This is a genomic window from Ectopseudomonas composti, from assembly GCF_001567565.1.
GTDB classification, from domain to species: Bacteria; Pseudomonadota; Gammaproteobacteria; order Pseudomonadales; family Pseudomonadaceae; genus Aquipseudomonas; species Aquipseudomonas composti_A.
In genome coordinates this window covers 66,006-85,345 of sequence record NZ_LSSW01000019.1, presented here as the reverse complement: position 1 = coordinate 85,345, position 19,340 = coordinate 66,006, and the positions used below count along the sequence as shown (strand labels likewise).

The window sequence follows — 19,340 nt, the reverse complement described above, 5'->3', positions numbered from 1 at the left end:
ATTTGTTCCAGGAGCCCCTGCATGACCCTCGAGCGTGACGCCGCCGCCCAGGTTGCCAAGGTACTGTCCGAAGCCCTGCCCTATATCCGCCGCTTCGTCGGCAAGACCCTGGTGATCAAGTACGGCGGCAACGCCATGGAAAGCGAGGAGCTCAAGCAGGGCTTCGCCCGTGACATCGTGCTGATGAAGGCAGTCGGCATCAACCCGGTGGTGGTACACGGTGGCGGCCCGCAGATCGGTGATCTGCTCAAACGCCTGAGCATCGAGAGCCACTTCATCGATGGCATGCGCGTCACCGACACCGCCACCATGGACGTGGTGGAAATGGTACTCGGCGGCCAGGTCAACAAGAGCATCGTCAACCTGATCAACCAGCATGGTGGCAGCGCCATTGGCCTGACTGGCAAGGACGCCTGCCTGATCCGCGCGAAGAAACTCAAGGTCAGCCGCCAGACGCCGGAGATGACCCAGCCGGAAATCATCGATATCGGCCATGTCGGCGAAGTCACCGGAGTCAACACCGACCTGCTCAACATGCTGGTCAAGGGTGACTTCATCCCGGTCATCGCGCCCATCGGGGTCGGCCCGGACGGCGAGTCTTACAACATCAACGCCGACCTGGTGGCCGGCAAGGTGGCCGAGGCGCTGAAAGCCGAGAAGCTGATGCTGCTGACCAACATCGCCGGCCTGATGAACAAGCAGGGTGACGTACTCACCGGCCTGAACACCGAGCAGGTCAACGAGCTGATCGCCGACGGCACCATCTACGGCGGCATGCTGCCGAAGATCAAATGCGCCCTGGAAGCCGTGCAGGGTGGCGTGACCAGCTCGCACATCATCGATGGCCGTGTGCCCAATGCGGTGCTGCTGGAAATCTTCACCGATGTCGGCAACGGCACCATGATCAGCAATCGCAAGCGCCCTTAACAGCGGCCGCTACGCGGCCTTCTGATGCCCCTCTCCCGCTCGCGGGAGAGGGCTTGGCAAACATAGCGATGCGCATACTCGGGCCCATCCGCGCGACGGCGAACTGCTGACCAGCGGTGAAATCGTCTATGTATACGCTGATAGCGCGACACGCGGCAGCGCTGGCTCAGTGGCTCAGTGGCTCAGGGAAAAGATCAAGAACGTCGAGAAGGTTGCGCCGCAGAACTGAACGTCAGGGTTTGCTCTGCGGCTCGCCGAACAACTCCGCCAGACGTGCGCGATCAGCGGCGAAACTGGCCTCCGCTTGGGCGCGTGCGTCCTTGTAACGGGCGATATCACGCAGCAGACGCTGCTGTTCTTCCTTGAGGTTGTTGATCTGCGCCAGCAGGTGCTCCGGTACCTGGCGCCCGGCACGCTCATGATCGGCGGCCTGGCTCTGCAGATTGGCCTGCTGGGTACGCACCGACTGCAGATTGCCGCGAGCGACGCTGGTGACGCCATCGAGCTCGGACAGCTTGCGTTCGCGAGCGCGGTCGACATCATCGAGATTGGTGTACAGGCGCAGCAGTTGGGCATCGTTGCTGGCGCGAACCTTGTCCGCCTGCATGCGGGCGAACTCTTCCGGCGTCGGTGCAGGCGGAATCACTCGCACCACCCGGCCCTGATCGTTGAGCACCTCGTAACCCTTGCCGATGAGCTCCGGCGGCACGCCCTGACGACTGAGCACCGTCACGCCCTTGTTATCGACATAGCGATACAGCTCGGCAGCCACTCCAGACAACGGCAGTAGCAGGCTACAGAGCAGCGTACAGCGGGTCAGGAGCGGTGCAGGCATAGGACAACCTTGTGCTAGGGCTAGATTCCGTACTCGGCGCGATAGGCTTCGACAGCCGGCAGATATTGCTTCAGTTCAGCATCCCCTGCCAGATATTCCAATACCTGTTCGAGTGACACGATGCTCACTACCGGCATACCGAAGTCGCGCTCGACCTCCTGAATCGCGGAGAGCTCGCCCTGGCCACGCTCCTGGCGGTTCAGCGCGATCAGCGTGCCGGCAGCCTGGGCGCCCTGGCCCTGGATGATCTGCATCACTTCGCGGATGGCGGTGCCTGCGGTAATCACGTCATCGACGATCAGCACACGGCCCTGGAGTGGCGCGCCGACCAGAGTGCCGCCTTCGCCGTGATCCTTGGCTTCCTTGCGGTTGAAGCACCAGGGCAGATCGCGCTGATGATGCTCGGCCAGCGCGACGGCAGTGGTCGCCGCCAGCGGAATGCCCTTGTAGGCCGGGCCGAACAGCACGTCGAATTCGATGCCGCTATCGACGATAGCCGCCGCATAGAAACGCCCCAGCTGGGCCAGCGCCAGGCCGCTGTCGAACAGGCCGGCGTTGAAGAAATAGGGGCTGGTGCGCCCGGACTTGAGGGTGAACTGACCGAAACGCAGAACTCCGCGCTCGATGGCAAAACGAATGAAATCGCGCTGGTACGCTTGCATGAAAAGTCCCGGACGGCACGGATTTAGCTAATTGAAGTGAGCTCGGGTATCATACATGCATGTGTTTTTGGGGGCCATTTATGCGGATCATCAGTGTGAACGTGAATGGTATTCAGGCTGCGGCCGAGCGAGGTCTGCTCAGCTGGCTGCAAGCCCAGAATGCCGACGTGATCTGCCTGCAAGACACCCGTGCCTCCGCCTTTGAAATGGACGACCAAGCCTTCCAGCTGGATGGTTATTTCCTCTATGCATGCGACGGTGAAGTGCCCAGCCAAGGTGGCGTGGCGCTCTACTCGCGATTGCAACCCAAGGCGGTGATCAGCGGCCTCGGCTTCGAGATGGCCGATCGCTACGGGCGCTACCTGCAGGCAGATTTCGACAAGGTAAGTATCGCCACCCTGCTTCTGCCAAGCGGGCGGGACGGTGACGAGAGCTTGAATCAGAAATTCAAGTTCATGGACGACTTCACCCACTATCTGGACAAGCAACGGCGCAAGCGTCGCGAGTACATCTACTGCGGCTCGCTGCACGTGGCGCACCAGAAGATGGACGTGAAGAACTGGCGCGATTGCCAGCAATCACCGGGCTTCCTGGCGCCCGAACGCGCCTGGATGGATGAAGTGGTCGGCAACATGGGCTATGTCGACGCCCTGCGCGAAGTCAGCCGCGAAGGGGACCAGTTCAGTTGGTGGCCGGACAACGAACAGGCCGAGATGCTCAACCTGGGCTATCGCTTCGACTACCAGTTGCTCACTCCGGGCATGCGCCGCAGCGTTCGCAGCGCCCGCCTGCCGCGTCAGCCGCGCTTCTCCCAGCATGCGCCGCTGATCGTCGATTACGACTGGATTCTCAGCATCTGATCGACAGATACGAAAAAGCCGGCTTATCGCCGGCTTTTTCTTGCACGCAGCTTTACTTCACCAGGCGCCAGCTGAAGGGGTAGCGATAAGCCTGCCCCTCGTTGGCCTTGATCCCGGCGATGATGGTCAGCACCAGCGCGGCCAGGCCCAGCAGCATCAGCAATGGGAAGCCGATTACCACCACCATCAGAATGAAGCAGACGACAGCGGCCAGCGCCACGCTGATCTGGAAGTTCAGCGCTTCCTTGCCCTGAGCGTCGACGAAGGGGTCCATGTCCTTCTTGATCTGCCAGATGATCAGCGGCCCGAGCAGATTACCGAACGGGAACACCAGGCCGAGAAAGGCGGCGAAGTGACAGAACATCGCCCACTGACGTGCTTCCTGGCTGGGCGTCGGAACCGGGTCTTGCATATCGTCATTCATGCGGGTGCTCCTTGCGCGGTTGAAGATCTCAGTCGACCAGAGCGGCCTTCTGCAGTTCAAAGATCTCGTTCATACCCTTCTGCGCCAGCGCCAGCATGGCGTTGAACTCGTCAGGCTGGAACGGCGCACCTTCGGCGGTGCCCTGCACTTCGATGAAGCCGCCGGCGTTGGTCATCACCACGTTGAGGTCGGTCTCGGCGGCGGAATCTTCCAGGTAATCCAGATCCAGTACCGGCTCACCCTGGTAGATGCCGACCGACACGGCTGCGATCATCTGCTTGAGCGGCTCGCCTTTCAGCGCACCACGCTTCTTCAGCACCTTCAGCGCGTCGATCAGCGCCACCATGGCCCCAGTGATGGACGCGGTACGGGTACCGCCGTCGGCCTGGATCACGTCGCAGTCGACGTACAGGGTGTTCTCGCCCAGCTTGGTCATGTCCAGCGCAGCGCGCAGCGAACGGCCGATCAGGCGCTGGATTTCCAGGGTACGACCACCCTGCTTGCCGCGGCTGGCCTCACGCTGGTTACGCTCGCCGGTGGCGCGCGGCAGCATGCCGTACTCGGCGGTCAACCAACCCTGGCCCTGGCCCTTGAGGAAACGCGGCACGCCGGACTCGACGCTGACGGTACAGATCACCTTGGTATCGCCGAACTCCACCAGCACCGAGCCCTCGGCGTGCTTGGTGTAGTTGCGGGTGATGCGAATCGAGCGCAACTGATCGGCGGCGCGGCCACTGGGACGTTTCATCGAGCGATACCTACTTCGTTAAGTGAAAACAGTCCGCATTATAGGGGCCGGGCGGCTGTGGCGACATGCCGAATTGGGTCGGGTCGATTCACTGCGCTACAATCCTGCGTTTTTCGACGCCGACTTCCACGAGGTATCCCATGGTTCACAGCATGACGGCCTTTGCCCGCAACGAGCAGGCAACCGCCCACGGCACCCTGAGCTGGGAACTGCGCTCGGTCAATCACCGCTATCTCGAGCCGCATCTGCGCCTGCCCGAAGCGTTTCGCGACCTCGAAGGCGCCGTGCGTGAAGCACTGCGCCAGGGCCTGTCGCGCGGCAAGGTGGAATGCACCCTGCGCTTCGCCGAAGAAAGCGCCGGTAAACAACTGCAGGTCGACAGCGAGCGCGCTCGCCAACTGATCAGCGCCGCCGAGCAGGTCGCGGCGCTGATTCAGCAACCGGCGCCACTCAACCCACTGGAAGTGCTGGCCTGGCCAGGCGTGCTGGTAGCCGACTCGGCCGACCCGCAAGCCCTCAACGCGGCCGCGCTGAAGCTGTTCGACCAGGCGCTGGGCGAGCTCAAGGCCGGCCGCGCCCGTGAAGGCGCGGAACTGGCCAAGCTGCTCAACGAGCGCCTCGACAGCATCCTCGACGAAATCGCCGCCTTGCGCCAACTGGTGCCGCAGATGCTCGCCGGCCAGCGCCAGAAGATCGAAACCCGCTTCGCCGAGATGCAGGCCGAGCTCGACCCGCAACGCCTGGAACAGGAGCTGGTGCTGCTGGCGCAGAAGAGCGACGTGGCCGAGGAACTGGACCGCCTGAGCACCCACGTCAGCGAAGTGCGCCGCGTGCTCAAGGCTGGCGGCGCCGCGGGTCGGCGCCTGGACTTCCTGATGCAGGAACTCAACCGCGAAGCCAACACCCTCGGTTCCAAAGCCTTCGACCCGCGCAGCACGCAAGCGGCAGTCAACTTGAAAGTCCTGATCGAGCAGATGCGCGAGCAGGTTCAGAATATCGAGTGAAGATGGCTACGCTAGGCTATACCGCGTACAAATCAGGTTCGAAATGCTCATTTACAGTCGTAAACTCCGCTTTCTCACCTGATTTCGCCTTGCCCAGCCGTCGCTCGCTACGTTTTCACGTCCACCAAGATTCGCTCAGGAAGCTCTAATGGCCACCACCGGCACCCTCTACATCATTTCCGCACCTTCCGGCGCCGGCAAGACCAGCCTGGTCAAGGCCCTGATCGACAGCGAAGCGCAAATTCGCGTCTCGGTTTCGCACACCACGCGTGCCATGCGCCCGGGCGAGCAGGACGGGGTCAACTACCACTTCGTCGAGCATGCGCACTTCAGCGCCATGATCGAGCGCAGCGAGTTCCTCGAGCATGCGCAGGTCTTCGACAACTTCTACGGCACCTCGCAGAAGTGGGTCGAACAGACCCTGGCCGAAGGTTTCGACCTGATCCTGGAGATCGACTGGCAGGGCGCGCAGCAGGTGCGCAAGCTGATGCCGCAGGCCAAGTCCATCTTCATCCTGCCGCCGACCCAGGAGGCCCTGCGCCATCGCCTGACCAATCGCGGCCAGGACAGCGGCGAGATCATCGAGCGGCGCATGCGCGAGGCGGTCAGCGAAATGAGCCACTACGTCGAGTACGACTACCTGGTGATCAACGATGACTTCAACCACGCCCTGAGCGACCTGAAAGCCATCTTCCGCAGCAATCAGTTGATCCAGCAGCAACAGCAGCAGCGCCATGCCGGCCTGCTCAGCGAACTGCTGGCGTAAAACAGCGCTTCCATTGTCGCTGGTGATTTTTTAGACTATTCAGTCCGCTCGCCCGCTCGGGCCAAGCTTATCCGCACAAGTTACGAGGAACACCATGGCTCGCGTTACCGTCGAAGATTGCCTGGACAACGTTGATAACCGCTTCGAACTGGTCATGCTCGCGACCAAGCGTTCGCGCCAGCTGGCCACCGGCGGCAAAGAGCCGAAAGTGGCTTGGGAAAACGACAAGCCCACCGTAGTGGCCCTGCGCGAAATCGCGGCTGGCCTGGTGGACTATGAAGTGATCGCCCAGGACGACATCGTCGAGGAAGAGCCGCTGTTCGCCGCCTTCGAGGAAGAGGCCAACGAGCCTCTGTAAGTCGATGATGCCGGGTCGAAGTCGCGCGGCGTGTAGCCAAGCCAGCCCTGAGGGGGATACCCCATGGCAGGCATAGACGCTCTCGCCGACCGACTTTCGGCCTACCTCGGCCATGACCAGGTCAACCTGGTACGCCGAGCCTACTTCTACGCCGAACAGGCGCACGATGGCCAACGCCGCCGCAGTGGCGAAGCCTACGTGACCCATCCGCTGGCCGTGGCCAGCATCCTCGCTGAAATGCACATGGATCATCAGAGTCTGATGGCCGCCATGCTGCACGACGTCATCGAAGACACCGGCATCGCCAAGGAAGCGCTCAACGCGCAGTTCGGCGAAACCGTGGCCGAACTGGTCGACGGGGTCAGCAAGCTGACCCAGATGAACTTCGAGACCAAGGCCGAGGCGCAGGCCGAGAACTTCCAGAAGATGGCCATGGCCATGGCCCGCGATATCCGCGTGATTCTGGTCAAGCTCGCCGACCGCCTGCACAACATGCGCACCCTCGATGCCATGCCGCACGAGAAGAGCCGGCGCATCGCCAAGGAAACCCTGGAAATCTACGCCCCCATCGCCAACCGACTGGGCATGCACAACATGCGCGTGGAGTTCGAAGACCTGGGCTTCAAGGCCATGCACCCGATGCGCTCCGAGCGCATCCGCGCCGCCGTGCGCCGTGCTCGGGGCAACCGCAAGGAAATCGTCGCCAAGATCGAGGAATCGATCCAGGTCTGCCTGCAACACGAAGGCATGGAAGGCGAGGTGATCGGCCGCGAGAAGCACCTCTACAGCATCTACCAGAAGATGCGCGGCAAACGTAAGGCGTTCAACGAGATCATGGACGTCTACGCCTTCCGCATCATCGTCGACAAGGTCGACACCTGCTACCGCGTGCTTGGCGCCGTGCACAACCTGTATAAACCCTTGCCCGGGCGCTTCAAGGATTACATCGCGATTCCCAAGGCCAACGGCTACCAGTCGCTGCACACCACGCTGTTCGGCATGCACGGCGTGCCCATCGAGATCCAGATCCGCACCCGCGAGATGGAAGAGATGGCCAACAACGGCATCGCTGCGCACTGGCTGTACAAGTCCAACGAGGACGAAGTGCCGAAGGGCAACCACGCCCGCGCGCGCCAGTGGGTCAAGGGCGTGCTGGAGTTGCAGCAACGTGCCGGCAACTCGCTGGAATTTATCGAGAGCGTGAAGATCGACCTGTTCCCGGACGAGGTCTACGTGTTCACGCCCAAGGGCCGCATCATGGAGCTGCCGAAAGGCTCCACGGCGGTCGACTTCGCCTATGCGGTGCACACCGACGTCGGCAACACCTGCATCGCCTGCCGCATCAACCGTCGCCTGGCGCCACTGTCGCAGGCGCTGGAAAGCGGTTCGACGGTGGAAATCGTCACCGCCCCGGGCGCACGGCCGAATCCGGCCTGGCTCAACTTCGTGGTCACCGGCAAGGCGCGCACGCATATCCGCCATGCGCTCAAGCAGCAGCGCCGCTCGGAATCCATCAACCTCGGCGAACGCCTGCTGAACAAGGTGCTGGCCAGCTTCGATACGCATCTGGAGAAGATCGCTCCCGAGCGAGTGCAAGCCGTGCTGGGCGAGTATCGCCAGGAAGTCATCGAGGACCTGCTCGAAGACATCGGCCTGGGCAACCGCATGGCTTACGTCGTGGCCCGTCGCCTGCTGGCCGAAAGTGGCGACGAAACCCTGCCCGGCAGTGAAGGGCCGCTGGCGATTCGCGGTACCGAGGGCCTGGTGCTGAGCTACGCCAAGTGCTGCACACCGATTCCGGGCGATCCCATCGTCGGCTACCTGTCTGCCGGCAAGGGCATGGTGGTACACATGGAAAGCTGCCGGAACATCGTCGAAATCCGCCACAACCCGGAAAAGTGCATCCAGCTCAACTGGGCCAAGGACGTCACCGGCGAATTCAACGTCGAACTGCGCGTCGAGCTGGAGCACCAGCGCGGCCTGATCGCCCTGCTGGCCAGCAGCGTCAATGCTGCCGATGGCAACATCGAGAAGATCAGCATGGACGAACGCGATGGTCGCATCAGCGTGGTACAACTGGTGGTCAGCGTGCATGACCGCGTACACCTGGCCCGCGTGATCAAGAAACTGCGCGCGCTCAAAGGCGTGATGCGTATCACCCGAGTACGCGCCTGACACAATCCCCCTATTTCCAGTCTGTAGGCTGGGTGCCTCGACCCAGTCAGTTCTCATAAGGAGCGATTCATGAGCAAGACCGTCATCAGCAGCGACAAGGCCCCCGCCGCCATCGGCACCTACTCCCAGGCGATCAAGGCCGGCAATACCGTCTACATGTCTGGCCAGATCCCGCTGGATCCGGTGAGCATGGAGCTGGTCGAAGGTTTCGAAGCGCAGACCGTACAGGTGTTCGAAAACCTCAAGGCCGTAGCCGAAGCAGCCGGCGGCTCGTTCAAGGACATCGTCAAGCTCAACATCTTCCTCACCGACCTGTCGCATTTCGCCAAGGTCAACGAGATCATGGGCCGTTACTTCGAACAGCCTTACCCGGCGCGTGCGGCCATCGGCGTTGCCGCCCTGCCGCGTGGTTCGCTGGTGGAAATGGACGCGATTCTGGTTCTGGAATAAGCGCCACAGCGGGGCCTCACGCCCCGCTCTTCCCTCCTCACGTAGCATGGAGATCACCATGCGTCTGCTTTCCCTGCTGCTCTGCGCGACCCTGCTGGCCGGCTGCGCCAGCAAGCCGAACAACGACCCGAGTGGAACCTGGATCAACCAGGCCGCCATCGACGCCGCCCGTGAAAGCGGTCGTCTACGCGAAGCCCTGCTCGCCTATGGTCCCAACCTCGAATGGCATATCGCTCCTGACCGTCAGCAAGCCAGCTACAGCAATGGCTTCGAGCTGGCCGAAGGCAAGCTGCAGAGCGCCGCAGAGGGACGCTGGCAGGTCACCTTCTATGGCGATTACCAGGAACAGCTGAGCGTGCAGAATGGCGAACTGGTGCAGATCGCCAGCGACTACTGGCCCGAGCAGCACTTCACCCGCGTCGATGGCGCGGGCGAACCCAAGGCTCTGGGCAGCAGCTTCGAACAGGCGCTATACCGCGACTACCTGGGCGGTGACTGGCTGATCGAGGAAGGCCAAGGCCAGGGCGGCCTGGTGCGTTTCGACAGCGACGGCCAGGTGCATGGCCTACCCGGCGCCGAGCGCTTCGCCCTGTGCCTGGCGGGCGACTGCGCCGCCATGAGCGGCGAGCACGACAGTATCTGGCTGCAGGCGGGCGATCAGGGTAGCCCCTGGCTGTTCGTCCACGAGGGCAACCAGTTGCGCATCTTCGAAGCGCACAACCGCGCCCAGTTCGACGAGATGCCCGAGTACCAGCCCGGCCCGCAGCGCTGGCTGCTCAAGCGCCGCTGACGTGGGATGCGCCGACTCCGGGCAGGAGCGGCGCCAGCTAAAAAGCCCCCAGCAGCAACCAGACACCCAGCGCCAGCAACAACCCGCCGCAGCCGCGATCCAGCCAGCGTACCCGGCGCTGCAACCAGGCGCGCCAGCGCGCCTGATCGAGCAGGCGTACCAACGCCAGATCCCAGCACAGCACCACCAGGGTCATCCACGCCATCGCCAGGCCCAGCCCCCATGCCGGCATCGCGGACTCGCGCAACACCCCGAACAGCCCGGCGTAGAACAGCGGCAGCTTGGGGTTGAGGCTGCTGGCCAGCAAGCCCTGGCGCATACCCTTGCACAACCCGCCCAGCCTCAGCTGGTCGCCCTGCGGCAGCAGCAGATCCCGCCGCGAGGCCAGCGCCTGCAGACCGATCCAGGCGAAGTACAAGCCGCCGACAAGCTGCATACCGCGCCACAACCAACTGCCCTCGGCGGGTAGCAGCGCCATGACGAACAGCACCAGCAGCATGCTCAGCAGGTTGGCCAGCGCGATGCCACAGGCGCAACCGTCGGCCTGACGCCGGCCTTGCGCCAGCGCGGTACGAATCAACAGAAAGAAATCCGGCCCTGGCGACAGCAGGGCCGCGAAATGAGTACCGGCAACCAGTAGAAACAGCGCGAACATGCAACCTCCGTTTGGCGGAGGCAGTGTCGGCAACTACCGCTAGCGATGTATTGGAAAAAACTCAGAGGAACTCACCCTGATGCCATGCCCTCCACCTTTCCACGTCCTCACCGGCGGCCCCGGCAGCGGCAAGAGCAGTCTGCTGGCAGCTCTGGCGCAGGCCGGCCACAGTACTTGCGAGGAAGCCGGCCGGGCGATCATTCGCGAGCAACAGGCCATCGGCGGCGCCGGCCTGCCCTGGCGTGACCCGAAGCTGTTCGCCGAACTGATGCTGGCCTGGGAGCTCAGGGTTCATCGCCAGGCACTGACGATGAAGGGGCCGGTGTTCTTCGACCGCAGCCTGATCGACATCATCGGCTACCTGCGCCTGAACGACCTGCCGGTCGGCGAACACCTGTTGCAGGCGGCGCGCCAGTTGCGCTACCAGCGGCAAGTGTTCCTGCTGCCCCACTGGCCACAGATCTACCGCAACGACCCTGAGCGCCGCCAGGATGCGGCCGAGGCCGAACGGACCTGCGCGGTGATGCGCGAGGTCTATGCCGAAGCGGGCTATCAGTTGCTCGAGGTCCCACCGGCGAGCCTGGCGCAGCGCCGCGACTTCGTCCTGCGGTGCTGCGTGCTCAGCCCTGCGCCAGCGTGCGAAAGCGCCCCGGAGTGACCCCGGTGAAGCGGCGAAACACACCGTTGAAGTGCGCCTGGTCATAGAAACCCAGCTCCAGCGCCACCTCGGCCAGCGCCTGCCCTTGCAGCAACCTGCGCTTGGCTTCGCGCACCCGGCGCTGCAGCAAGTAGGTGTGCGGCGGCACGCCATAGGCCCGGCGAAACGCCTCGATCAGGTGTCGCGGGTGACGCTGCACCAGGCCGGCCAAGCGTTCCAGACTGACGGCCTCGGCGTAGTGCGCCTCCAGATAATCCCGCAGGGCCGCCGTCACCCCGCTGTCGCGACGGGCCGGGCGCGCCTCGCGCAAGCCACCATGACGGACGAATACCTGCTCCAGCAGCCCCAGGAGCTCGCTTTCCAGCCCCAGCGCATCGCTGCGTTCGAAGGCATCCGCCAGGCGCGCCAGGCGCATCGCGACCTGTCCATCATCGGCCGGATTGAGTTCACGAAATCCTTCGGGCAGCCGCTTGCGGCCAAGCAACGTGGGCAGGCGCGACTCCTCGATATAGAGCATGCGATAGACCACGCGCTCGGACTCGGCATGCCCGGTGTGCGGCTCCTCGGGGTTCATCAGCGACAGCGTGCCGGCAGGCAGTGCATAGCGCTGGCCACGGCATTGATAGCCGCCCACCCCATGCACGATGGCGCCGATCGCGAAGGCATCGTGGCTGTGCCGACCGAATGCCTGCCCGGAGAAATCGGCGTGAAACAGCTCGACGCCCGGCAACCACGGCTTGGCCAGCAGGCTATTGGCGTCCACCTCAGTGCCCGCCGATGATCGCCGCATAGCCCTCGCGATAGCTGGGGTACTGCGGCGCCCACCCCAGCGCACGGGCGCGGGCATTGCGGCAGCGCTTGCTGCCAGCACGGCGCACACGCTGTTCATCGCTCCAATGGCTGACGCCCAGTTGCTCGCGCAGCCAGCCCACCACCTCATGCAGCGGCGCCGGCTCATCGTCGACACCCAGATAACAGTCGGCCAGAGAGGCACCCTCGGCGTCCGCCTGCAGCAGCGTGGCGAACAGGCCTGCAGCGTCATCGACATGAATGCGATTGCCATACAGCGGCGGCGTCTCACTGACCCGATAGCCTCCACGTACCTGGCTCAGCAGCCATTCACGACCGGGGCCGTAGAGCCCGGTCAGGCGCACCGTGGTCGCGGCCAGGCCGCTGTCGAGCGCGACGCGTTCGGCCTCACGCATGATCACGGCGGAAAAGCTCTGGGCCTCGGCTGGAGCGTCTTCATCGATCCATTCGCCTTGCTGCTGCCCATACACGCCGCTGCTGGACGCGAAGAAAATACGTCGCGGGCGCTGGCCATGCTGTGCCAGCCAGCCCAGCACACGGCGCAGGCCATCGATATAGGCCGCGCGGTAACCGGCCTCGTCGTGCTCGATAGCGGCGGCGCAGTAGACGAGATAGTCCAGCGGCCCCTGCGGCCAGCCCGGCGGACAGGCATCGGCATGCAGATCACCCGCCAGCGGCTCGATGGCGGCCGGCAGCGCAGCCACGTTGCGCCGCATGCCCAGCACACGCCAGCCCTGGTCGGCCATGCGCAGACCCAGACGGCTGCCGACGTCCCCGCACCCGGCGATCAGCAGACTTTTGCTTCCCGACATGCTTTTCTCCATGACCTTTACGCAAAAACGCAGTGTAACAGGCCGTCCCAGAGCGCTGGCGAGGCAGCCGGCGCCAGGCGGCAACGCGACGACGCCTGGGTGAAGGCGCGCGCAGCAGGCGCCAAAGTCGCGATAGTTGTGCAACAGCCTGTTAGCCCGGTTGGTTCATCTGTTTGCAAAGGCTATGCTTGGCGGCAACTTAATGGATAAACACTATGACCCTCACCGAACTGCGCTACATCGTCACCCTCGCTCAGGAACAGCATTTCGGTCGCGCCGCCGAACGCTGCCATGTCAGCCAGCCAACCCTGTCGGTCGGTGTGAAGAAGCTGGAGGACGAGCTCGGCGTACTGATTTTCGAGCGCAGCAAGAGCGCCGTGCGCCTGACCCCGGTCGGTGAGGGCATCGTCACCCAGGCGCAGAAAGTGCTGGAGCAGGCCCAGGGCATTCGCGAACTGGCTCAGGCCGGCAAGAACCAGCTGACTGCACCGCTGAAGATCGGCGCCATCTACACCGTTGGCCCTTATCTGTTCCCGCACCTGATTCCGCAGCTGCACCGGGTCGCTCCGGACATGCCGCTGTACATCGAGGAAAACTTCACTCACATCCTGCGCGACAAGCTGCGCACTGGTGAGCTGGACGCCATCATCATCGCCCTGCCGTTCCAGGAAGCCGATGTCCTGACCAAGCCGCTGTACGACGAGCCCTTCTACGCGCTGCTGCCAGCTGGCCACCCCTGGGCGGCGATGGACACCATCGACACCAAGTTGCTCAACGACAAGAGCCTGCTGCTGCTCGGCGAAGGCCACTGCTTCCGCGATCAGGTACTGGAGGCCTGCCCCACCCTGCGCAAGGGCGGCGACGACCACGGCAAGCACACCACGGTCGAATCTAGCTCGCTGGAAACCATCCGTCACATGGTCGCCTCCGGCCTTGGCGTGTCGATCCTGCCGTTCTCGGCGGTGGACAGCCACCACTACGCGCCGGGCGTGATCGAAGTGCGTCCGCTCAGCGCGCCGGTGCCCTTCCGCACCGTGGCCATCGCCTGGCGCGCCAGCTTCCCGCGGCCCAACGCCATCGAAGTGCTGGCTGACTCCATCCGCCTCTGCTCGGTCGCCCGCAGCCCGCAGACCAAGAGCGCCTGAGGCCGGACGTGAGCGAGCTGTCAGCGATTTCCGTCACCGCGCTGAAAGGCGTAGGCGCCGCGCTGGCGGAAAAACTCGCCAAGGTCGGTCTGGAAAACCTGCAGGATGTGCTGTTCCACCTGCCGCTGCGCTACCAGGACCGCACCCGCATCACCCCCATCGGCGCGCTACGCCCGGGGCAGGATGCGGTCGTCGAGGGCATCGTTGCCGGTGCTGACGTGGTCATGGGCCGTCGCCGTAGCCTGCTGGTGCGCCTGCAGGATGGCAGCGGCACCCTCAGCCTGCGCTTCTTCCACTTTAGCCAGGCGCAGAAGGACGGCCTGAAGCGCGGCACCGCCCTGCGCTGCTATGGCGAAGTACGCCCCGGCGCCACCGGCCTGGAGATCTACCACCCGGAATACCGCGCGCAGAGCGGCGACGAGCCGGTCCCGGTTGAGCAAAGCCTGACGCCCATCTACCCGACCACCGAAGGACTGACCCAGCAGCGCCTGCGCCAGCTCAGCCAGCAGGCGCTCGCGCGCCTTGGCCCGCGCAGCCTGCCGGACTGGCTGCCCGACGAGCTGGCCCGCGACTATCGCCTGGCGCCGCTGAGCGATGCCATCCGCTACCTGCACCGGCCACCACCGGACGCCGATGTCGAAGAACTCGCCGAGGGCCGCCACTGGGCGCAGCATCGCCTGGCCTTCGAAGAACTGCTGACCCATCAGCTGTCGCTGCAACGCCTGCGCGAACAGGTACGCGCCCAGCAGGCGCCAGCCCTGCCGCCGGCGAAAAAACTGCCACAGCTGTACCTGCAGAACCTCGGCTTTGCCCCGACCGGCGCGCAGCAGCGCGTCGGCGCCGAGATCGCCTATGACCTGGCGCAGAGCGAACCCATGCTGCGTCTGGTGCAGGGTGACGTCGGCGCCGGCAAGACGGTGGTCGCCGCCCTGGCCGCCCTGCAGGCGCTGGAGGCCGGTTACCAGGTAGCGCTGATGGCGCCGACCGAGATCCTCGCCGAGCAGCACTTTCTCAATTTCAGCAAATGGCTGGCGCCGCTCGGTCTGGACGTGGCCTGGTTGGCCGGCAAGCTCAAGGGCAAGGCACGTGCCGCCGCACTGGAGCAGATCGCCGCCGGCTGCCCGATGGTGGTCGGCACCCACGCCCTGTTCCAGGACGAAGTGAAGTTCAAACGCCTGGCCCTGGTGATCATCGACGAGCAGCACCGCTTCGGCGTGCAGCAACGACTGGCGCTACGCCAGAAAGGCATCGACGGACGCCTCAGCCCGCACCAGTTGATCATGACCGCCACCCCCATCCCGCGCACCCTGGCGATGAGCGCCTACGCCGATCTGGACACGTCGATCCTCGACGAACTGCCGCCCGGACGGACGCCGGTCAACACCCTGGTGATTGCCGACAGCCGCCGTATCGAGGTGGTCGAGCGGGTGCGCAATGCCTGCCAGCAGGGGCGCCAGGCGTACTGGGTATGCACCCTGATCGAAGAGTCCGAAGAACTCACCTGCCAGGCTGCCGAAACCAGCTTCGAGGAGCTTTCTGCGGCGCTTGGCGAGTTGCGTGTCGGGCTGATCCACGGACGCATGAAGCCCGCCGAAAAGGCGGCGGTGATGGACGAATTCAAGCAGGGCAACCTGCAGCTGCTGGTGGCCACCACGGTGATCGAAGTCGGCGTCGACGTGCCCAACGCCAGCCTGATGATCATCGAAAACCCCGAGCGCCTGGGCCTGGCCCAGTTGCACCAGTTGCGCGGCCGGGTCGGGCGCGGCAGCGCCGCCAGCCACTGCGTCTTGCTCTACCATGCGCCCCTGTCACAACTGGGGCGCGAGCGCCTGGCGATCATGCGCGAGACCACCGACGGTTTCGTCATCGCCGAGAAGGATCTTGAACTGCGCGGCCCCGGCGAAATGCTCGGCACCCGGCAGACCGGCCTGTTGCAGTTCAAGGTCGCTGACCTGATGCGCGATGCCGACCTGTTACCCGCCGTGCGCGACGCCGCGCAAGCTCTTTTGGAACATTGGCCGCAACATGTGGCTCCATTGTTGGAGCGCTGGTTGCGTCACGGCCAGCAATACGGTCAAGTGTGAACCTGTTCACAGGACAACCGTCGCCACGAACCTTTGCGCAAATCCTCGCTGGTTATACTCCGGGGCACATGCGCCAACGCTGGATATCGATATGACTGAAGCAGCCTTCGCCGCCAATCCAACTCCGCAACCACCTGCCGTGATCGTGCAACTGCTGGAGAAACTCGCCGTGCCCTACCAGGTGCGTGCGGAGCGACCGGGCCAGCCAAGCGAAGCACGCCTGCAAGCCGTGCTGTTGGACGACGCCGTCGGTGCCCTGCTGGTGCTCTACCCGCGCAGCCAATTGCTCGACCTGTCGCGCCTGGCCGAACTGACCGGGCGCCAGCTCACCGCGGTCAAACCGGAGCGCCTGGAGCGCATGCTCGGCAAGCACAACCTGGCCGCCCTGCCCGGCCTGCCACCGCTGACCAGCTCGCCTTGCCTGTATGAGGAACGCCTGCTGCTGGCCCCCAGCCTGCTGATCGATTCCGGCCAGCCTGGCGTGCTGCTGGAAATCCCCACCGACGCATTCAAGGCGCTGCTGAGCAAGGCCAGCGCGGCGCGTTTCGGCGAGCCGGTCAGCGCGATCAAACCGAACCTCGATCGCCCGCATGACGACCGCGCGGAAATCACCCAGGCGGTACAGGCTTTCACCGCGCGGCGCATCCAGCAGCGCCTGGAAGAAACCATCGAGATTCCACCGCTGCCGGAAACCGCGCAGAGAATCATCAAACTACGGGTCGACCCCAATGCCACGGTGGACGACATCACTGGCGTGGTGGAAACCGATCCGGCGCTGGCCGCCCAGGTGGTCAGCTGGGCGGCCTCGCCCTACTACGCCGCACCCGGCAAGATTCGCTCGGTGGAGGACGCCATCGTTCGCGTGCTGGGCTTCGATCTGGTGATCAACCTGGCCCTCGGCCTGGCCCTGGGCAAGACCCTGAGCCTGCCCAAGGACCAGCCCCAGCACGCCACGCCCTACTGGCAACAGGCGATCTACACCGCTGCGGTAATCGAAGGCCTGACCCGCGCCATGCCGCGCGCGCAGCGCCCAGAAGCCGGCCTGACCTACCTCGCCGGCCTGCTGCACAATTTCGGCTATCTGGTTCTGGCGCACGTCTTCCCGCCGCACTTCTCGCTGATCTGCCGTCATCTGGAGGTCAACCCGCACCTGTCGCACAGCCATATCGAGCAACACCTGCTGGGCATCACCCGCGAGCAGATCGGTGCCTGGCTGATGCGCCACTGGGACATGCCCGAAGAGCTGTCCAACGCCCTGCGCTTCCAGCACGACCCGTCCTATGCCGGCGACAACGCCGCCTTCCCCAACCTGGTGTGCCTGGCGGTCAGCCTGCTGCGCAACCGGGGTATCGGTGCCGGCCCGCAGAACGAGATTCCTGACGAGCTGTTCGAGGCCCTGGGCCTGAGCCGGGAAAAGGCCGACGATGCGGTGAGCAAGGTGCTCAGCGCCGAGGTTGCCCTGCGTGAACTGGCGGCGCAGTTCCAACAGCCGCAACACTGAGTAGTCGTGAGCGCGGCTGTCTAAGGTTCGATAGCCGCCTTGCGCAGCTGCTCGCGGCGCTCCGCGAACAGCTGTGGCAACAGGTCAAGGCTGGTGCTGAGCAACTGGCTGACGCTGGGATGCTCGTACAGCGCCGCATACTCGGCGAGCTGGTCGCTGGGCATCTGCCGATAGGCATAGAACATGAAGGTCTCCACTGCCTGCTCGCTGGATTGGCGAATGGCATCCGCCTGTGCCTGCGTCTGTGCCTGCAACTCAGCCTCACCGAGATTCTCGCCACGCGCCCTCAGCGCCAGTAACGCCTGAGTCTTGCCGACTTCATAGCGCAGCAGGCTGGCCAGTTCGGTCGTATGCGCGGCGGCATCGAGACGCTTGACCAGTTCCAGACGCGAGCCTCGTGGCGGCTGCTCCTGCAGCCGCTGGCGGTACTCGGCCAGACCCTCGGGTTGCTCGCCCACCGCCCGCTCGGCCGCGGTGAAACGCTGCGCCAGCGCGCTATCGAGACGCTCACGGGCCTGCTCGCCCTGCACCGCATCGAAGCGGGTCGCGACCCGCGTCGCCAGCTCCAGACAGAACGCCTCGCCAGCGAACAGCTGAGCGAGGCGCTGCTGTTCGGCTTCAGCCTGCCCACGCTGCAGCAACGGCGCACTCTGTTCGCACAGCAGATGGATACCGGCGAGTTCGAACAGAGGCAGCAGGGCTTTGGCAGAAGCCGGCTCGGCCCGCACAGTGGTCGCGCTCAGCAATAGCAGGGGGAGCAGGAAAAGACGCATGGCCAGGTTTTCCACAGGAACGTGCCTGGCAGCCTAACCAAAGCGCAGCGTTGCGGCCAGCCGCGACGCCTGTCGGTGTCGCTCAGGCAGCCTTTTTCGGCGCCTCGATCTTCTTCTTCGGCATCAGGTACTTGGTCAGCCCCTGGAACCACATCACCAGCGCCGGGTTGCCCTGGATCTGAATGTCCTTGTTCTGGATACCCTGCATGAAGGCCAGCTGCTTGTTCTTCGCGGTCATGGTTTCGAAGCCAAAGGCGGCATCCTTGAAACCGATGGCGAAAGCGGGGTCCGTGGCGGTGCCGCGCTTGCTGGTCACACGCTGACCGGCAACGATGAAATGGCGGGCGACCTTGCCGTCGAGGGTGTGTAGCTGGAACACCATATCGCGGCCTTCGAGTTGCTGACGGAACGCCGGGTTCTCACGACTGGCCTTGGCCATCAGGCGGCCCAGCATCCACAGAAGAAAACGGAATTTCATGCACAGGCCCTCGTGATCGAAGATGATGGGCGCGCATTGTAGTGGTTTTCTTGCAAGACTACAGCCTGTCTAAAGCACGGCCGTAGCAGCGTGGGGCGCAGTATGCCTGCGCAGGGGGACCCCGGAGCCGAACGGCCCCGGGTAAGGGGCTCAGTTGACCGCGTCTTTCAGGGACTTGCCCGGTTTGAAGGCGACGGTATTGCTGGCCTTGATCTTCACCGGCTGACCGGTTTGCGGGTTCTTGCCCGTGCGGGCGCCACGATGGCGCTGGACGAAGGTACCGAAGCCAACCAGCGTCACACTGTCCTTGCGGTTCAGTGCACCGGTGATTTCTTCCAGTACGGCGTTGAGTACACGATTGGCCTGATCCTTGGTCAGATCAGCCTTTTCGGCGATGGCGGCGGCGAGTTCCGGTTTACGCATAG

22 protein-coding genes are annotated in these 19,340 nt (G+C 64.2%); 12 read left to right on the top strand and 10 right to left on the bottom strand.

Annotation, left to right across the window (positions count from 1 at the left end):
- Window positions 1–21: 21 nt before the first annotated feature.
- Window positions 22–927: an acetylglutamate kinase gene (gene argB / locus PCLY_RS05720; protein ID WP_061238322.1), complete on the top strand. Its 906-nt coding sequence runs from the start codon at window positions 22–24 to the stop codon at window positions 925–927.
- A 232-nt stretch (window positions 928–1,159) separates the two neighbouring features.
- On the opposite strand, the gene PCLY_RS05715 is transcribed toward argB, so the two are convergent.
- Both PCLY_RS05715 and pyrE read right to left on the bottom strand, forming a co-directional pair.
- Entirely contained in the window at window positions 1,160–1,762 is a 603-nt protein-coding gene (locus PCLY_RS05715) for a DUF4124 domain-containing protein (RefSeq protein WP_061238321.1), read from the bottom strand.
- 20 nt (window positions 1,763–1,782) lie between these two features.
- Entirely contained in the window at window positions 1,783–2,424 is a 642-nt protein-coding gene (gene pyrE / locus PCLY_RS05710; RefSeq protein ID WP_061238320.1) for an orotate phosphoribosyltransferase, read from the bottom strand.
- Window positions 2,425–2,504: 80 nt separating this feature from the next.
- Here pyrE and PCLY_RS05705 point away from each other — a divergent pair, with 80 nt between their 5' ends.
- Window positions 2,505–3,284, top strand: coding sequence for an exodeoxyribonuclease III (locus PCLY_RS05705; protein WP_061238319.1), 780 nt, complete (start codon window positions 2,505–2,507; stop codon window positions 3,282–3,284).
- 52 nt (window positions 3,285–3,336) lie between these two features.
- On the opposite strand, the gene PCLY_RS05700 is transcribed toward PCLY_RS05705, so the two are convergent.
- Both PCLY_RS05700 and rph read right to left on the bottom strand, forming a co-directional pair.
- Complete coding sequence (locus tag PCLY_RS05700) at window positions 3,337–3,708, bottom strand: DUF4870 domain-containing protein (RefSeq protein ID WP_061238318.1); 372 nt, start codon at window positions 3,706–3,708, stop codon at window positions 3,337–3,339.
- A gap of 28 nt (window positions 3,709–3,736) precedes the next feature.
- Entirely contained in the window at window positions 3,737–4,456 is a 720-nt protein-coding gene (rph, locus tag PCLY_RS05695; RefSeq protein WP_061238317.1) for a ribonuclease PH, read from the bottom strand.
- Window positions 4,457–4,596: 140 nt separating this feature from the next.
- Here rph and PCLY_RS05690 point away from each other — a divergent pair, with 140 nt between their 5' ends.
- The 6 genes from PCLY_RS05690 to PCLY_RS05665 all read left to right on the top strand — a co-directional run bounded on the left by PCLY_RS05690 (window position 4,597) and on the right by PCLY_RS05665 (window position 9,999).
- Window positions 4,597–5,460: a YicC/YloC family endoribonuclease gene (locus tag PCLY_RS05690; RefSeq protein WP_061238316.1), complete on the top strand. Its 864-nt coding sequence runs from the start codon at window positions 4,597–4,599 to the stop codon at window positions 5,458–5,460.
- Window positions 5,461–5,608: 148 nt separating this feature from the next.
- A complete protein-coding gene (gene gmk, locus PCLY_RS05685; RefSeq protein WP_061238315.1) occupies window positions 5,609–6,226 on the top strand; it encodes a guanylate kinase in 618 nt (205 codons plus the stop codon).
- A gap of 94 nt (window positions 6,227–6,320) precedes the next feature.
- Window positions 6,321–6,584 carry a DNA-directed RNA polymerase subunit omega gene (gene rpoZ, locus PCLY_RS05680; RefSeq protein ID WP_061238314.1) on the top strand — a complete coding sequence of 88 codons (264 nt, stop codon included), beginning with the start codon at window positions 6,321–6,323 and terminating at the stop codon, window positions 6,582–6,584.
- Window positions 6,585–6,647: 63 nt separating this feature from the next.
- Complete coding sequence (spoT, locus tag PCLY_RS05675) at window positions 6,648–8,759, top strand: bifunctional GTP diphosphokinase/guanosine-3',5'-bis pyrophosphate 3'-pyrophosphohydrolase (RefSeq protein WP_061238313.1); 2,112 nt, start codon at window positions 6,648–6,650, stop codon at window positions 8,757–8,759.
- A 69-nt stretch (window positions 8,760–8,828) separates the two neighbouring features.
- Entirely contained in the window at window positions 8,829–9,209 is a 381-nt protein-coding gene (locus PCLY_RS05670) for a RidA family protein (RefSeq protein ID WP_061238312.1), read from the top strand.
- Between the two features lie 58 nt (window positions 9,210–9,267).
- Window positions 9,268–9,999: a hypothetical protein gene (locus PCLY_RS05665; RefSeq protein WP_061238311.1), complete on the top strand. Its 732-nt coding sequence runs from the start codon at window positions 9,268–9,270 to the stop codon at window positions 9,997–9,999.
- 37 nt (window positions 10,000–10,036) lie between these two features.
- Here PCLY_RS05665 and PCLY_RS05660 read toward each other — a convergent pair whose 3' ends face one another.
- Complete coding sequence (locus PCLY_RS05660) at window positions 10,037–10,654, bottom strand: LysE family translocator (protein WP_061238310.1); 618 nt, start codon at window positions 10,652–10,654, stop codon at window positions 10,037–10,039.
- Between the two features lie 79 nt (window positions 10,655–10,733).
- Here PCLY_RS05660 and PCLY_RS05655 point away from each other — a divergent pair, with 79 nt between their 5' ends.
- Window positions 10,734–11,312, top strand: coding sequence for an AAA family ATPase (locus tag PCLY_RS05655; protein ID WP_061238309.1), 579 nt, complete (start codon window positions 10,734–10,736; stop codon window positions 11,310–11,312).
- On the opposite strand, the gene PCLY_RS05650 is transcribed toward PCLY_RS05655, so the two are convergent.
- Window positions 11,275–12,075, bottom strand: a complete 801-nt coding sequence (locus PCLY_RS05650; protein ID WP_061238308.1) for a helix-turn-helix transcriptional regulator — start codon at window positions 12,073–12,075, stop codon at window positions 11,275–11,277. The genes PCLY_RS05655 and PCLY_RS05650 overlap by 38 nt on opposite strands.
- A gap of 1 nt (window position 12,076) precedes the next feature.
- Window positions 12,077–12,934, bottom strand: a complete 858-nt coding sequence (locus PCLY_RS05645; protein ID WP_061238307.1) for an NAD-dependent epimerase/dehydratase family protein — start codon at window positions 12,932–12,934, stop codon at window positions 12,077–12,079.
- Window positions 12,935–13,149: 215 nt separating this feature from the next.
- On the opposite strand from PCLY_RS05645, the gene PCLY_RS05640 reads away from it, so the two are divergent.
- The 3 genes from PCLY_RS05640 (at window position 13,150) to PCLY_RS05630 (ending at window position 17,664) form a co-directional block, all read left to right on the top strand.
- Window positions 13,150–14,079, top strand: coding sequence for a hydrogen peroxide-inducible genes activator (locus PCLY_RS05640; protein ID WP_061238306.1), 930 nt, complete (start codon window positions 13,150–13,152; stop codon window positions 14,077–14,079).
- A gap of 8 nt (window positions 14,080–14,087) precedes the next feature.
- Window positions 14,088–16,163 carry an ATP-dependent DNA helicase RecG gene (gene recG / locus PCLY_RS05635; RefSeq protein ID WP_061238305.1) on the top strand — a complete coding sequence of 692 codons (2,076 nt, stop codon included), beginning with the start codon at window positions 14,088–14,090 and terminating at the stop codon, window positions 16,161–16,163.
- Window positions 16,164–16,254: 91 nt separating this feature from the next.
- Window positions 16,255–17,664, top strand: a complete 1,410-nt coding sequence (locus tag PCLY_RS05630) for an aminoacyl-tRNA deacylase and HDOD domain-containing protein (protein ID WP_061238304.1) — start codon at window positions 16,255–16,257, stop codon at window positions 17,662–17,664.
- Between the two features lie 20 nt (window positions 17,665–17,684).
- Here the strand turns inward: PCLY_RS05630 and PCLY_RS05625 are convergent, their stop codons facing one another.
- From PCLY_RS05625 to PCLY_RS05615, 3 genes are all read right to left on the bottom strand, one after another.
- Complete coding sequence (locus PCLY_RS05625) at window positions 17,685–18,437, bottom strand: hypothetical protein (protein ID WP_197432148.1); 753 nt, start codon at window positions 18,435–18,437, stop codon at window positions 17,685–17,687.
- A gap of 82 nt (window positions 18,438–18,519) precedes the next feature.
- Window positions 18,520–18,915, bottom strand: a complete 396-nt coding sequence (locus PCLY_RS05620) for a hypothetical protein (protein WP_061238302.1) — start codon at window positions 18,913–18,915, stop codon at window positions 18,520–18,522.
- A 150-nt stretch (window positions 18,916–19,065) separates the two neighbouring features.
- Window positions 19,066–19,338 carry an HU family DNA-binding protein gene (locus PCLY_RS05615; protein WP_003242571.1) on the bottom strand — a complete coding sequence of 91 codons (273 nt, stop codon included), beginning with the start codon at window positions 19,336–19,338 and terminating at the stop codon, window positions 19,066–19,068.
- Window positions 19,339–19,340 lie beyond the last annotated feature (2 nt).